The sequence below is a fragment of the Anaerosporomusa subterranea genome (genome assembly GCF_001611555.1).
Classification (GTDB): Bacteria; Bacillota; Negativicutes; order Sporomusales; family Acetonemataceae; genus Anaerosporomusa; species Anaerosporomusa subterranea.
Genome location: NZ_LSGP01000020.1, coordinates 163,943 through 177,632 on the forward strand (window position 1 = coordinate 163,943; position 13,690 = coordinate 177,632).

The 13,690-nt window shown below is 47.6% G+C and carries 11 protein-coding genes; 10 read left to right on the forward strand and 1 reads right to left on the reverse strand.

Annotation, left to right across the window (positions count from 1 at the left end; genetic code table 11):
- Nucleotides 1–74 precede the first annotated feature (74 nt).
- The 7 genes from AXX12_RS13165 to AXX12_RS13195 all read left to right on the forward strand — a co-directional run bounded on the left by AXX12_RS13165 (nucleotide 75) and on the right by AXX12_RS13195 (nucleotide 7,897).
- On the forward strand, nucleotides 75–380 hold the full coding sequence (locus AXX12_RS13165) for a MazG-like family protein (protein WP_066243521.1): 306 nt from the start codon (nucleotides 75–77) through the stop codon (nucleotides 378–380).
- Between the two features lie 4 nt (nucleotides 381–384).
- Nucleotides 385–1,344 carry a YybS family protein gene (locus AXX12_RS13170; protein WP_066243523.1) on the forward strand — a complete coding sequence of 320 codons (960 nt, stop codon included), beginning with the start codon at nucleotides 385–387 and terminating at the stop codon, nucleotides 1,342–1,344.
- Nucleotides 1,345–1,359: 15 nt separating this feature from the next.
- Nucleotides 1,360–3,387, forward strand: coding sequence for a DHH family phosphoesterase (locus tag AXX12_RS13175; protein ID WP_066243524.1), 2,028 nt, complete (start codon nucleotides 1,360–1,362; stop codon nucleotides 3,385–3,387).
- The gene (rplI, locus tag AXX12_RS13180; protein ID WP_066243528.1) at nucleotides 3,347–3,793 is read left to right on the forward strand and encodes a 50S ribosomal protein L9; all 447 of its coding nucleotides are present in this window, start codon (nucleotides 3,347–3,349) and stop codon (nucleotides 3,791–3,793) included. The genes AXX12_RS13175 and rplI overlap by 41 nt, the downstream gene beginning before the upstream one ends.
- A gap of 221 nt (nucleotides 3,794–4,014) precedes the next feature.
- Nucleotides 4,015–5,940 carry a Lon family ATP-dependent protease gene (lonC, locus tag AXX12_RS13185; protein ID WP_066243530.1) on the forward strand — a complete coding sequence of 642 codons (1,926 nt, stop codon included), beginning with the start codon at nucleotides 4,015–4,017 and terminating at the stop codon, nucleotides 5,938–5,940.
- A gap of 221 nt (nucleotides 5,941–6,161) precedes the next feature.
- Entirely contained in the window at nucleotides 6,162–7,493 is a 1,332-nt protein-coding gene (gene dnaB / locus AXX12_RS13190; RefSeq protein WP_066243533.1) for a replicative DNA helicase, read from the forward strand.
- 119 nt (nucleotides 7,494–7,612) lie between these two features.
- Nucleotides 7,613–7,897 carry a hypothetical protein gene (locus AXX12_RS13195; protein ID WP_066243535.1) on the forward strand — a complete coding sequence of 95 codons (285 nt, stop codon included), beginning with the start codon at nucleotides 7,613–7,615 and terminating at the stop codon, nucleotides 7,895–7,897.
- Nucleotides 7,898–8,627: 730 nt separating this feature from the next.
- Here the strand turns inward: AXX12_RS13195 and AXX12_RS13205 are convergent.
- The gene (locus tag AXX12_RS13205) at nucleotides 8,628–9,332 is read right to left on the reverse strand and encodes a DUF2225 domain-containing protein (RefSeq protein ID WP_066243541.1); all 705 of its coding nucleotides are present in this window, start codon (nucleotides 9,330–9,332) and stop codon (nucleotides 8,628–8,630) included.
- Nucleotides 9,333–9,642: 310 nt separating this feature from the next.
- On the opposite strand from AXX12_RS13205, the gene AXX12_RS13210 reads away from it, so the two are divergent.
- The 3 genes from AXX12_RS13210 to dapA all read left to right on the forward strand — a co-directional run bounded on the left by AXX12_RS13210 (nucleotide 9,643) and on the right by dapA (nucleotide 13,683).
- Nucleotides 9,643–11,601: a fructose-bisphosphatase class III gene (locus tag AXX12_RS13210; protein WP_066243543.1), complete on the forward strand. Its 1,959-nt coding sequence runs from the start codon at nucleotides 9,643–9,645 to the stop codon at nucleotides 11,599–11,601.
- Between the two features lie 235 nt (nucleotides 11,602–11,836).
- Nucleotides 11,837–12,640: an IclR family transcriptional regulator gene (locus AXX12_RS13215; protein ID WP_066243546.1), complete on the forward strand. Its 804-nt coding sequence runs from the start codon at nucleotides 11,837–11,839 to the stop codon at nucleotides 12,638–12,640.
- Between the two features lie 158 nt (nucleotides 12,641–12,798).
- Nucleotides 12,799–13,683: a 4-hydroxy-tetrahydrodipicolinate synthase gene (dapA, locus tag AXX12_RS13220; RefSeq protein WP_066243548.1), complete on the forward strand. Its 885-nt coding sequence runs from the start codon at nucleotides 12,799–12,801 to the stop codon at nucleotides 13,681–13,683.
- Nucleotides 13,684–13,690 lie beyond the last annotated feature (7 nt).

Here is a 13,690-nt window from a genome sequence, read left to right on the forward strand (position 1 = left end):
TTTCCTATATCCTTAAGCAGGAAACTCGGCTACGAAAACCGAATACAGTAAGTTACGCAAGGAGGAGGGCTCTCATGGCACACGATTCAGACATCCTGCGCAAACTTCGCTTTATTGAATGGCTGAAGGCGGAACTAGCCTCTAACTTGGCCGCACTGTTGCATGCGATTGTCAGAAACAGCGAGCGCGCTATGGCTGAGGCGCTGGCGGCGCTTATCGTTACCTCCTATGTATTGGGGCGCCGATTGGGGCTCGATTTCGACAAACTTGACAAGGAAATTGCCGCGTGGCTGGCTCGTTATACCAGCAAAGAACATGATATTGATAAATGGACCGGAGACTATGCCGAGCTTGAGCGTTATCTCCGGCAGAAGAGGTGACTGCATGAGTCAACCCCGGGTTAAACCGATGGTCGAAAGCGGTATACTATCCGCTATCGCCATACTTTTTGCGATTATTAGCGCCTATGTACCGGTGTTAGGCGCTTTTGTCAACATCATCTGGCCGGTGCCGTTAGCGCTCTTAGGCGCCCGCCATGGTCACAAATGGAGCATCATGGCTACCGTGGTAGCCGGTCTGATCACCGCTATGCTGCTGCATCCCCTGCACGCCGTTTCTGTAGTTGTTGGCTTTGCCCTGACCGGTATCGTACTTGGTCTATGTATCCGTCACGGACTAGGTACAGTGAAGACATTGGCATTTGGCTCATTAGCCTCACTCGTGTCTAAGATCGCTGTTATCGGGATCAGCATGCTGGTGATGGGAACAAACCCGCTCAATCTGCAGGATGAGTCAATGACCAAAGCTCTTGAACAGGTAATCAGTATATACCGTAGTTTTGGGATGAAGGAAGAAGATTTAGGCAAGATGTCGGAGATGATGAAAACCACTCTCGATATCATGAAAGTTATTCTGCCGGCCGGGTTTGCCATCGCTGCTGTATTTGAAACTTGGCTCAACTTTATTATCGCTCGGGCCGTGCTCAAAAAGCTTGGCCATCAGTTTAATCCGTTTTTGGCGTTTAAGTACTGGAGCGTCCCGTACGCGACTATCTATGTCTGGGCTATTTCCAGCGGAGTCGCATTGTTGGCTGGCATGTACAAGTACGAGTTGCTCTCAAAGATCAGCCTCAATATCCAAATCCTCGCCACCGTGGTGCTCCTCTGCCAGGGGTTAGCTTTATTTTACTTCCTTGCCGAGAAATACAATTTGTCACGCCTTGTCCGTAACGTTATACTATTCTTAGTATTGACTAATGGTATATTGACACAGGCGCTAATGTTCGCCGGTGCTTTTGATCTGATTTTTGATTATCGGAAACTAAAAGAGTCCCGTCCGACCTAACAGGAGGAATGATTCATGCTTCATGGGTCGCTATTTCGCGTCAGCCGCTTGCATATGTTTGCCGGAGCAGTCGTCCTGATGGCGTTGGCTTATTACAACCTGTCATTGTCTGCCTTAACGGCGATTCTGTTTTTTGCCTTATATCACCGGTCCCGAGAACGTCATAAAGCACAGCAACAGGCCTTCGCCGCCTATGTGGAATCGCTTTCATTTCATATTGATCAAGCGGGGCTCTACGCGTTGCATCACTTGCCGATGGCCATTATTGTCTTTGATGAGGCTGGCAAAGTGCATTGGCGCAATCAACTGGGTGCGGATTGGCTGGATAGAAACTTCTGTGCCGGTGATGATATTGGCCAGGTTTGCCCGGAGTTGGCGATGATTAGAAATTGGGAAAAGAGTCAGACCCGGATTATTGTCTCAGGCGAACGGTATCTGCAGATTACCTGTAAACCGACGGAGGTTGGCGAATCTGGCGAGAAACGACTGTTTACCGCCTATATCAGCGATGTGAGCGCCAGTGAGTGCACCCGTTTGAAAAGCCAAGCCGCTATGCCGGTTTTTGCCTATATCCAGATTGATAATCTCAGCGATGTTTTGAAAGGGCTAAGTGAGACCCAGCGCAGCGGCATCATTGCTGCAGTGAACACCAAGCTAGCTGAGTGGGCCAGCGAGACAGACAGTTATATAAAACGTTTTGCCGAAGATATGTATCTGGCTATCTTCAACCGCCAGTCACTGGATAAAATACTTAACGACAAATTCGATATTCTTGATCGGATTCGAGCGATTCAGGGCGGCAACAAGATTCCGGTCACCCTGAGTATTGGCGTTTCGGCTGAAGAAGAGTCCATTCTGCTGCTCGGGCAGAAGGCGCAGGCTGGCCTCGATCTGGCCTTGGGCAGAGGCGGCGATCAGGCTGCCGTATATGCGAATGGAAAAATGCAGTTTTATGGCGGCAAAGCCAAAGCAGTAGAGAAGAATACACGGGTCAAGGCCCGAGTTGTGTCACAAGCTATTCACGAATTGATTGAAGACGCTGAACTGGTTCTTATCATGGGGCACGCGCATGAAGACTTTGACAGCCTTGGCTCAGCTATCGGTCTAGCCGTTATGGCCAGACACCTCGAAAAGCCTACCTATATTGTGCTCAGTCAACCAGGCAGCGCAGTCGATAAGCTCTCTGAGCTGTTGGCAGACTATGAAGAATACCGCACGATTTTTATCAGTCCGGCGCAGGCTGCCAGCATTCTGAAAGAAGCTAATTCTGACAAAACACTGTTGTTTGTTTCAGATACGCATCGACCGGATTTGACGGCTGCTCCAGAGCTGTTGTCAGAAGTCGAGAAGGTAATCGTCATTGACCATCACCGTCGGGCAGAGGATTTTATTACCAGTCCGCTGCTGGTCTATCTCGAACCGTCAGCATCCTCAACCAGCGAACTGGTCACCGAGTTGCTAACTTACTTTGATGACAATATCGATATGAACCGGCTTGAGGCTTCCGCCCTGTACGCTGGTATTGTTGTTGACACCAAGAATTTCGCCGTCCAGACAGGAGTACGTACCTTTGAAGCTGCTTCCTATTTACGGCGTATTGGCGCTGATCCACGGTTGGTCCGCCAATTATTTCGGGTTGATCTGGAATCTTTGCGGCATAGGGCAGAGATTATTGGCAACGCCACCCAACTTCCCGGTGGAATCATTGTTGCCGAATGTCCATCAGGAGTTAAAAATATACAAATGGTGGCCGCCCAGGCGGCTGATATGCTTTTGAACTTAGAGGGAGTACAAGTTAGTTTTGTCTTGTTTGCCGCCGATGATATGATCAACATTAGCGCCCGCTCTCAAGGAGACGTCAACGTCCAAGTACTGATGGAGAGTTTTGGTGGCGGCGGACACCAGACCATGGCTGGAGCACAATTAAAAAATATAACCATGGAAGAAGTCAGGCAACGCCTGGTCGAACTGGTTCAGAAACAAATAGAGGAGAGTGAAGCAGATGAAACTCATTCTGCAACAAGAAGTGAAAGGTCTCGGTAAAAAAGACGCGATTGTGGAAGTATCGGAAGGCTATGCCCGCAACTTCCTTCTACCTAAGAAACTGGCTTTGCCTGCGACTGACTCTACTGTCAAGCAGATTAAAGATCAACAAGCAGCCCAAGCGCGACGCGAGCAGCAAGCAATGGATGAAGCCAGAATGCTGGCCAGCCAACTATCAAAAGTCTCAGTCACCATCGGTGTGAAAACCGGCGAAGGTGGCAAGCTATTTGGCTCAGTCACCGGCAAAGATGTTGCTGATGCGATTGAACGTCAGCATGGACTGACTATCGATAAACGCAAAGTGGAATTGAAGGACTCGGTTAAGTCTATCGGCACCTATAATGCCACTGTTCGCATTCATCCTGATGTCAGCGCTCAAGTAAGCGTGAATGTCGTCGGAGAATAGATGGAAACCGCAGAGTACACAGAGGGTTTCGGATTTGCCTTATAAAATAACCGTAGCCATCTGCGGTGACCTCTGTGTACTCTGCGTACTCTGTGGTTACGTGCCGCATTTCTTCGCAGACCGCGATTATTCCTAGGAATTCGTTTGGATACCAAGATCCGGGTTCCTTTCCCAACATATATTCAGGCTGTTAATCCAGCCTACCAGAAAGGAAACGGTAAATGAAAAATCTATTTAGTAAACTTATTCGTTGGCACCCAACCGAGAAGGTTGTCTCTCCTGATGATAGCCTCAAACGCAGGGTGACCTCATTGTATAGCCTATATTCCTCAGTCATCGGCCCCGAAAAAGTTGTGCTTAAAGCCGGCAAGCTGGATGCGCTCGAACTGATTCGCTCGCAAGATCTAGCAGAGCGGGTTTTGGGCTTGCAAAAGCTTGTATTTGAAGACCCGACAGTGGAGAAGATTCCTTCTCGCTCAGATATTCCCGCAATTCTCGATGAGGTAGAAGATGAGCTGGCAGATATGCTGGCGCGTCGTGAAGTAGAAGAACGAATCGAGAAAAAGATTGCTGATAAGATGGAAGAGCGTCACCAGGAATATGTGCGGGAAATCAAGATGCAAGTACTGAAAGAAGATGTTCCTAACCCGGAAAATCCGCAAACTTTGAAGAAATATGCCCAACTCGAGAAGCTAGAGACAACCAAGCTGACTAAATCTGCTGGCGAGCTGTTACGCCCAGGTGATCTGTCAGAAGTCGTTGGCCAAGAACGGGCGATTGCCGCTCTGCGGGCCAAGCTGGCATCACCCTATCCGCAACATATTATTCTTTATGGACCACCTGGAGTCGGCAAGACGACAACTGCCCGATTGGCGCTCGACGAAGCAAAGAAACTGCAATATACCCCATTTGCCGCTGATGCTCCGTTTATTGAAGTTGACGGTACAACACTGCGCTGGGATCCGCGCGATATCACCAATCCACTGCTCGGCTCGGTACATGATCCGATCTACCAGGGCGCCAGACGCGACTTGGCGGAAACCGGCGTGCCGGAACCTAAACCCGGTATGGTGACAGAAGCCCATGGCGGTATCCTGTTCATTGACGAGATCGGCGAGATGGACCCCATGCTGCAAAACAAGCTGCTTAAGGTGCTAGAAGATAAGCGGGTCTATTTCGACTCTGCCTATTATGATCCCAGTGACGCGAATGTACCCAAATATGTCAAAAAGCTATTTGAAGAAGGCGCGCCTGCCGACTTTATTCTGATTGGTGCGACTACCCGCGACCGCAGTGACATTACACCGGCGATTCGCTCGCGTTGCGCCGAAATCTACTTTGAACCGCTGACACCAAAGCATATAGAGGCCATTGTCCGGCAAGCGGCTAATAAGCTAAATGTCGAGTTTGAAGACGGTGTGCCGGAACTGATCAGCGAATATACCATTGAAGGTCGAAAGGCAATAGGCATCTTCGCTGACGCCTATGGTTTGGCTCTTGGACGCAAAGATACTGAGCAGAAGATTCGTGTTGAGGATATCTACTCTGTAACCCAGGTCAGCCGCCTCACTCCCTATGTCAGCCGCAAAGCGTCAGCAACACCGGAAATTGGCCGAGTCTTCGGCCTGGGCGTGGCTGGCTATTTAGGCTCAGTCATTGAAATTGAGGCAGTTGCCTTCCCGGTTAGCGAAAAGGGTAAAGGAACTATCCGCTTTAATGACACTGCCGGCAGCATGGCAAAAGACTCAGTCTTCAATGCCGGTGCGGTCGTTCGTGCCATTACCGGCCAAGACATCCACGGCTATGACATTCACGTCAATGTCATCGGCGGCGGCCAGATTGACGGTCCGTCAGCCGGTACAGCGATTTTGGCAGCGATTATCTCAGCGATCACCAAACAGCCGGTGCGTCAGGACGTGGCAGTGACTGGTGAACTATCGATTCAAGGCAAAGTCAAGGCTGTCGGCGGCGTATTTGAAAAAGCCTACGGCGCCCGCCAAGCAGGGATATCGACCCTTATTATCCCCAAAGAAAACGAGAAAGACATTCCCGCAGGCCACCTAGGCCTAGAGATACATTCTGTAGAAACCGTAGAAGCCGCGCTGGCCGTCCTACTGGCGGAAAAAGCGAGCGAAGCAATCGCCTAATTCCTATACACTCCGTCGCTTGGCTCACCCCTTTAAAGAGGGTACTCAGTTTGACCTAGAGATTATAGAGATCCGTTAGGCTTAGGCCGTTCAGAAGGCCCCAGATGCTAGGCGGCCCGAGGAAGCGAGCGCAGATAGTACACGGTGGTACGGCAAGCGAGCTCCCGCAGGGCCAACAACGCAGATGGGGCCTTATCAACGGCCGATAAGGAGGAGTTTACATGATCGATCGCGTACCCCCGCAAAATATCGAAGCTGAGCAAGCTGTGCTTGGCGCGATCCTAATAGAGAAAGAGGCCATTTCCAAGGCCTCGGAAGTCCTGCAATCAAAGGACTTTTATCGTGAGTCGCACCGAATCGTGTTTGATGCAGTTATGGAAGTGTCAGGGCGCAACGAGAATGTTGACATGATTACTGTTGTCGAGCAACTGCGTAAAGAGGATAAGCTCGAAGCTGTTGGCGGCATTTCCTATGTTACCTATCTGGCTAACTGCGTTCCGACGGCAGCCAACGTGATGTTCCATTGCCGTATTGTTGAAGAGAAGGCGCTACTGCGCCAGTTAATCAATGCTGCGACTCAGGTCGCCACGATGGGCTATGATGATAATGAAGAAGTAGAGATGATTCTTGACAAGGCAGAGCAACTGATCCTTGAAGTTGCCAATCGTAAGGTCGGTAAAGACTTTATGCCGATCAAGACCATCATTCTCAACACCCTCGATAAAATCGAAAGCCTTTATAATTCAAAAGGTGGCATTACCGGCATACCCACAGGCTTTAAGGATCTCGATAAACTGATGTCCGGCTTGCAGCCGTCAGATTTGATTCTGATCGCCGCCCGTCCTAGTATGGGTAAAACTGCCTTTGTCTTAAATATTGCTCAAAATGTGGCAATTCGCGAAAAACAGGCGGTAGCTATCTTCAGCCTGGAAATGTCGAAAGAACAGCTTGTGCAGAGAATGCTCTGCGCCGAAGCGCCGATTGACGCGCAGCGTCTGCGTATCGGTGAACTTGAGGAAAACGACTGGGGTCGTCTGGTCAAAGCCGCCGACCGTCTGTCAGGTGCGCCAGTGTTCATTGACGATACGGCTGGTATAACTGCTGTTGAGATGCGGGCTAAAGCCCGCAGACTGAAAATTGAACACGACCTGAAGCTAATCATCATCGACTATCTTCAGTTAATGCAAGGTAGCGGCAACGGCAAAGGCGAAAATCGCCAGCAGGAAATCTCGGAGATATCCCGCTTTTTAAAACAACTGGCCCGGGAACTTAACGTTCCAGTCATCGCTCTATCCCAGCTCTCCCGTAGCGTCGAATCTCGCCAAGTTAAACGCCCGATGCTCAGCGACCTTCGCGAATCCGGTTCACTCGAGCAAGACGCCGATATCGTATCCTTCCTTTACCGCGATGATTACTACAATCCGGATAGCGAAAGGAAAAACATCACCGAAGTTATTCTTGCTAAACACCGTAATGGCCCGGTTGATACTGTACAATTGTTCTTCCATAAACAATTTACCAAGTTCTCGGATTTGTCGAATCAGGCAGGGTAGAGTATTGTTACTTCGGCAATAATAGTCCGGATAAGACAAATTCAAATTATGAGTCAGGCTTAGAGGGTAATGCCGAAGTAGATTCGAAATATATACTAGTAATGAAAGGGGTGATTTCATTGAACAATACTCAGAGCAATAGTGGCACACTGGACCAATATAGCGTTGAGGTTGGCGACACCGAGCGTTCAGTGGAAGAGATCATCAGCGATATTAAGAGTTACGGCGAACCAGTAGTCCGAGTGGAGCTGTCCCGCAAAGCGACTGGGCTGAATGCGGCAGGTTCGATTATTACCATCTCGGTTGCAGCGAATTCTATTGATGAAAAAGGCCTGAAGAGCAAGCTTAACGAAGCTGGCGGTTGTATGTATCAGATTGCCTCGGTCAGTAAACAATCGAAATGAGCCAAAAGTAAAAAGGCCTGCAAGGATTTCTCTGAGATCTTTGCAGGTCTTCTTTATAACGTCTAACTTTATAAGTTTCCAGAGCCCCTAAAGCCTTGTAATATAAGGTGCGGAGCACTAGCGCTCATTGTTTGCCTCGCGTTAAAGGCCCTTTCACCTTATGGGTAAAACACAGCTTTTATGACAAAACCAGCTTTCAAGCCCGTGCGCTGAAAGCTGGTTTTGTCTACATTCTGGATTATACTAATTTGAGTGTTGTGCATAACTTATAGAATCGATAATACAGCTGAAAATAAAAGTACTAGAACAAAAGCGAAGATATTGACTAAACTACCTAACCATGATTTAATTGTATTTTTCATAACAGACATCCTTTCGTTTTGTTGTTAATTTGAAACTGGTATTGTTTGTTGCTAAGTTCATTATAACCATATTTTTAATATATTAAAAATATATATATCGGATAGGAGATATATGATTATAATATGGTTAAATCAAGATCTGCCGGGTGGAACTAGTTAAATGTGCATGGCCTAACCGCGGCAGGTTCAATTATTACCATCTCGGTTGCAGCGAATTCTGTTGGTGAACAAGGCTTGAAGAGCAAGTTTAATAAAGCTGGTGGTTGTATGTATCAGTTGCTGCTGTTAGCAAACACACGAAGTGATCTAAAAGTAAAAAGGCCTGCAAAGATTTCTCCTTAAATCCTTACAGGTCTTTTTTATAACGATCATTTGCTCTCTTCAGTAGCGCTAACTTCCTCTTGGCCTTTCTCTTCCCGGGCCAAATGCCAGCATTGGCGGGCCAGATCAACGATTCGTCTTTCTGAACGAGCACGTGGATCTGAGACTAGGCGGCCTAAATAGGTGATCGCGTCATCGATCTTCCCTGTTCGTCGGAGCAGTTCACCCATTAGGTATTGCAGCGCAATTTCGGTTAAGCCGCCAATAGGTAATGCTTCTTTTAGCGATGCTTTTTCGTAGTAAGTAAGCGCCTTAGTCATAGCGAATTGCTCTTCTGCCGTCTGTTCGCCTTCGCGGAACAGCCAGGCTAGCTTGATCCAAAGCCCGGCCAGGCGGCTTGCCAGCGTCAGCGTCATTTCGGCATAGAAGATAGCTAACTTGTAGGTGGCGATTGCTTGCTCGCGGGTTCTAACTCCGCCAAAGTCGACATTTACTTCCCGTGCTTGCAGGAATGTCCGCAGGGTATTGGCGGCTGCTGTCGGTAGCACTTCTTCAAAATACACATCCTGCGCGGCGTAGCCGCAGTGAGGGCACACCCAAATCGTATAATAATATGGATTAACCTGCTGATAATAAGTACAAAAGTCGGTATCTTGCTTGACCATCTTCAAGCTATTACGAACCTTTGTTGTAGAGAACGTTCTGTCGCACAATGGACATTTCTTTTCCACTGTATAAAGAATATCTGCCATTCCACATCACCCCAGAAGATGGTATCTGCGCTAATTTTCCAGCTATTCGTATTTCTTTCTACTTCTTGTGTGTCATTCCTGCTGGAAATATAAAAATAGGACTTTTGTCATCCTTTATTCAGGCTATGCATAAATAAAGGAAATGGCAGTTGTGAACGAGAAGCTATTCAACATCTGTAATTTATTAATGATAAAAGGCAACACATAGCCTGGCGCGGGTGCCTCTGAATACTCTGCGTACTCTGTGGCTGGCATACTCGATTTTTCCTAAAGACTTTCCCAATAGTTCTTGCAGTGGAGGTGTCCAATAATGGACGATAGCCAATTACGCTACTTACGGCTTTTGTCAGAACAATATCCTACGATTCAGGCCGCGTCAAACGCGATGATCAGATTATCCGCGCTTCTGCAGCTGCCAAAAGGCACAGAACACTTTCTGTCTGATGTGCATGGCGAATATGAAGCGTTTAGGCATGTGATTAAGAATGGAGCAGGCTCTATCTGGCGTAAGATTGAAGAGATGTTTGGCAGTACTTTGTCAAAGAAGGAGCAACGCAATCTGGCAACTTTGATCTATTATCCTGAGCAGAAACTGCCGTTGCTGCTGAAAACGGTGCCTGATCAGACGGAGTGGAGCAGGCAGACCCTGTTTCACTTAATTAGGCTCTGTCGTCTGCTGACCTCAAAATACCGCTTGGAAACAGTTCGCAAATATTTGCCAGAACAGGCGGCAGCGATTATTGAGGAATTGCTGTATGAGCAAGAAGACCTTGAAAGCAAAGAAGAGTATTATAATAGTCTGATCGATACTGTTGTTGCTACTGGCAGCGCCCCGACGTTCATCATTACTCTGGCTGAACTGATTCAGCGTTTGGCCATTGCCAGACTGCATGTGCTTGGCGACATTTATGATCGCGGGCCGGGGGCGCATCTGATTCTTGATGCGCTGATGGAATACCACCATGTAGACCTGCAATGGGGTAACCATGATATTATCTGGATGGGCGCCGCGGCTGGCAGTGAAGCTTGCATGGCGAATGTTATCCGGATCTGCTTGCGTTATGGCCACATGGAAGCGCTGGAAAATGGCTATGGCATTAGCCTATTGCCGTTAGCATCATTTGCTCTGGAGACCTATACGGCGGATCCGTGTGACCGTTTTATGCCCAAGGTTCTTAATAAAGGTGATTTCACAAATCCCGAGCTCAGGCTGATGGCGCAGATGCACAAAGCGATGGCGATCATCCAGTTTAAACTGGAGGGACAAATGATTAAGCGGCGGCCTCACTATCAGATGGAGCACCGCTTATTGCTGGACAAAATCGATTATGAACGGGGAACCATTCGCCTGGACCAAAACGAGTATCCTCTGCTGGATACGTATTTCCCAACCATTGATCCTAACGATGTCTATAGTCTGAGCGCAGCCGAACAGCTTGTCGTCGACAAACTGAAACTTTCCTTCACCAATAGTAAAAAGCTGCAGCAGCATGTCCGTTTTTTATTTTCAAAAGGCAGCATCTATCACATTTGTAATGGCAATCTCTTGTATCACGGCTGTATTGCGATGAATGAAGACGGCTCGTTTAAGGGCTTTAACGTCGATGGGCAAACCTTTGCCGGCAAGGCATTTCTCGATAGGGTTGATCGTCTGGCTCGGCAAGGATATTTCACCGTTGACAATCCTGAACAGAAACAATATGGTGTGGATGCGATGTGGTTTTTGTGGTGCACACCGCAGTCACCGCTGTTCGGCAAAGAAGAAATGACAACCTTTGAACGCTATTTTATCGCCGATCCGGCTACTCATGTGGAAAAGCGCAATCCTTACTATGATTTGCGCGACCAAGAGGAGACCGCGTGTAAGATTCTGGAGGAATTTGGGCTTGATCCGAAGCGGAGTCATATAATCAATGGCCATGTGCCAGTCAAGGTCAAAAAAGGTGAGTCGCCAATCAAAGCTAACGGCAGGATGATCGTAATTGACGGCGGCTTCTCGCGTGCCTACCAGCGTGAAACTGGCATCGCCGGCTACACACTAATCTCAAATTCCATCGGGCTGTTGCTTGCCGCCCATCGTCCATTTGAATCCATGCAAAAAGCGATCTCAGAGGAACTAGATATTGATTCGGAAACCGAAATCATCGAAAGTCATCCGACCCGAATGCGGGTGAAAGACACCGATGACGGGCGGGAGATACAACGCCAGATTGACGAATTACGAGAACTGTTGGGGGCATATAGAGCGGGATTGATAAAAGAACAGTAAGTAGTATTGTCGAGAGAAGGGGCCGTCTAAGAGCATTTTGCTTTTAGACGGCCCCTTTTTTGTCCAAAAAGCCGTTGCGAGGAGAGCAGGAAGAAGCTTGGATTTCTATAAAGACAGTGATAATTACCAAATGAATAAAGAATATGGATAGTTGGGATTGACAAAATATAATAAATATTCATATAATTTAGTCAATAACATATATTTCCGATAATGGAGCATTAAGGACTGAAAGATGGAAAAAAAATGTCGAGTCGTAAAAACTGTGGATAATCAAATAGTACAGTCGGTTGATCGGGCATTGCAAATCTTAACCGCGTTTGAGACTAGCAGTCCTGAACTAAGCATTAGAGAACTCAGTGCAGTTCTGAATCTACCCAAAAGTACAATACATCGCTTGTTAATGACTCTTGAATATCAAGGCTTTATCGAGCAAGTGCCAACTTCCAGGAATTACCGGCTTGGACTGCGATTGCGTGTTTTAGGCGAAAAGGTAATTGAGACTCGCAATTTAGAATCTGAAGCAGTACCGATACTGCAGGTGCTCATGCAAAACTGCGGCGAAACTGTCAGTGTTTCTATATTGGATGGCATTGAAACGGTAATTGTTGAGAAATTGGAGAGCTTTCAGGCCATGAGAGTCACCTCCCAAATTGGGAAACGATGTCCAATACATTGTTCCGGTAGCGGGAAAGCCCTGTTAGCATTCCAACCGGTGCATATTGTAGAACAGATTCTGGCTAAGGCGCCACTCTTGCGATTTACTAATTATACGATTACTGATCCGCAAGAACTCATTGACCAGTTGCCGGAAATACGCCGTCGCGGGTTTGCTGTTGATGATGAGGAAATTGTGGAAGACCAGCTTTGCATCTCAGCACCGGTTCGCGATAGTGAAGGGAAGGCTTTTGCGGCAATAACAGCCTCTGGACCTAAGGGGCGCATCAAATCCAAAGGGGTTCCGCAAATCGCTGATTGTGTTATGAATGCTGCGAATCAACTGTCGAGATGCCTTGGGTGGGCAAATAGAGGGACTTGATAGGAGCTTTTGTAGAAGAAGAAGCTTCTAAAAAAATATAAAATATTTGGAACGCCATTCCATTATGCGGAATGAAAGGTATTGTCTACTCATAAGGTGATGCCAGATTCAACAGAATCTGAAACCCATCATACAAAATTGATCGGAGGAATTTTACTATGAAAACAGAGGTTAGAGGGATTATACCGCCGCTAGTAACGCCGTTTGCCAAGGATGGCTCAATTAACGCAACTATGTTTCGTAAAATTATTAACCATGTCATTAACGCAGGAGTGCATGGGGTGTTTATTGCAGGCAGTCAAGGGGAGTTTTTCTCGCTAGAGAGACAAGAGAGAATCTCTTTGTTTGAGATTGCCGTCGATGAAGTAAATGGAAGAGTGCCGGTTTATGCTGGTACAGCAGCAGTTTCGACGTCTGAGACGGTCCTACTGACACAAGCTGCTGAGAGTGTGGGCTGTGACGCTGTTTCTGTTATTTCCCCCTTTTTCATTACGCCGAACGGACAAGAGCTTTATCAGCATTACAAAGCGATTGCCAAGGCGACCCATTTGCCGGTTCTGCTCTACAATAACCCTGACCGCACCGGGTACGATATTCCGGTCGATACAATTAAGAGACTAGCGGAAATCGATAATATTGTCGGAATGAAAGACAGCGGCGGCAATCTTACTTATGTCAATGAGGTAATGCGTTCAATCGGGACTGATTTTAGCATCCTATCGGGTAAAGATACTGTGATATTTAATATCCTGACCGCAGGTGGCAGGGGCGCGGTTCCGGCATCGGCCAACGTAGCGCCAAAACTAATTGTTGATCTATACAACTATGTCCAGAGCGGCGACTATGACGCGGCGCGGAAAGCTCAGTTCGAGCTGGCGCCACTTAGGATGGCGTTTAGCTTAGGCAGCTTTCCTATAGTTGTTAAAGAAGCGTTAGATATTATGGGCTTTGATGTCGGAGGCGCCAGAGCGCCGATTCAGCCATTAACTCCTGAGAACCGCAGTCGGTTGACTGAAGTATTGAAGAAAATGAATCTCTGCTAGTAAGAAC

Coding starts and splice junctions, on each gene's coding strand:
- AXX12_RS13205 (WP_066243541.1), bottom strand. CDS start 9,332: ATGGCAGATATTCTTTATACAGTGGAAAAGAAATGTCCATTGTGCGAC.
- lonC (WP_066243530.1), top strand. CDS start 4,015: ATGAAAAATCTATTTAGTAAACTTATTCGTTGGCACCCAACCGAGAAG.
- AXX12_RS13165 (WP_066243521.1), top strand. CDS start 75: ATGGCACACGATTCAGACATCCTGCGCAAACTTCGCTTTATTGAATGG.
- AXX12_RS13210 (WP_066243543.1), top strand. CDS start 9,643: ATGGACGATAGCCAATTACGCTACTTACGGCTTTTGTCAGAACAATAT.
- rplI (WP_066243528.1), top strand. CDS start 3,347: ATGAAACTCATTCTGCAACAAGAAGTGAAAGGTCTCGGTAAAAAAGAC.
- AXX12_RS13175 (WP_066243524.1), top strand. CDS start 1,360: ATGCTTCATGGGTCGCTATTTCGCGTCAGCCGCTTGCATATGTTTGCC.
- AXX12_RS13170 (WP_066243523.1), top strand. CDS start 385: ATGAGTCAACCCCGGGTTAAACCGATGGTCGAAAGCGGTATACTATCC.
- dnaB (WP_066243533.1), top strand. CDS start 6,162: ATGATCGATCGCGTACCCCCGCAAAATATCGAAGCTGAGCAAGCTGTG.
- AXX12_RS13215 (WP_066243546.1), top strand. CDS start 11,837: ATGGAAAAAAAATGTCGAGTCGTAAAAACTGTGGATAATCAAATAGTA.
- dapA (WP_066243548.1), top strand. CDS start 12,799: ATGAAAACAGAGGTTAGAGGGATTATACCGCCGCTAGTAACGCCGTTT.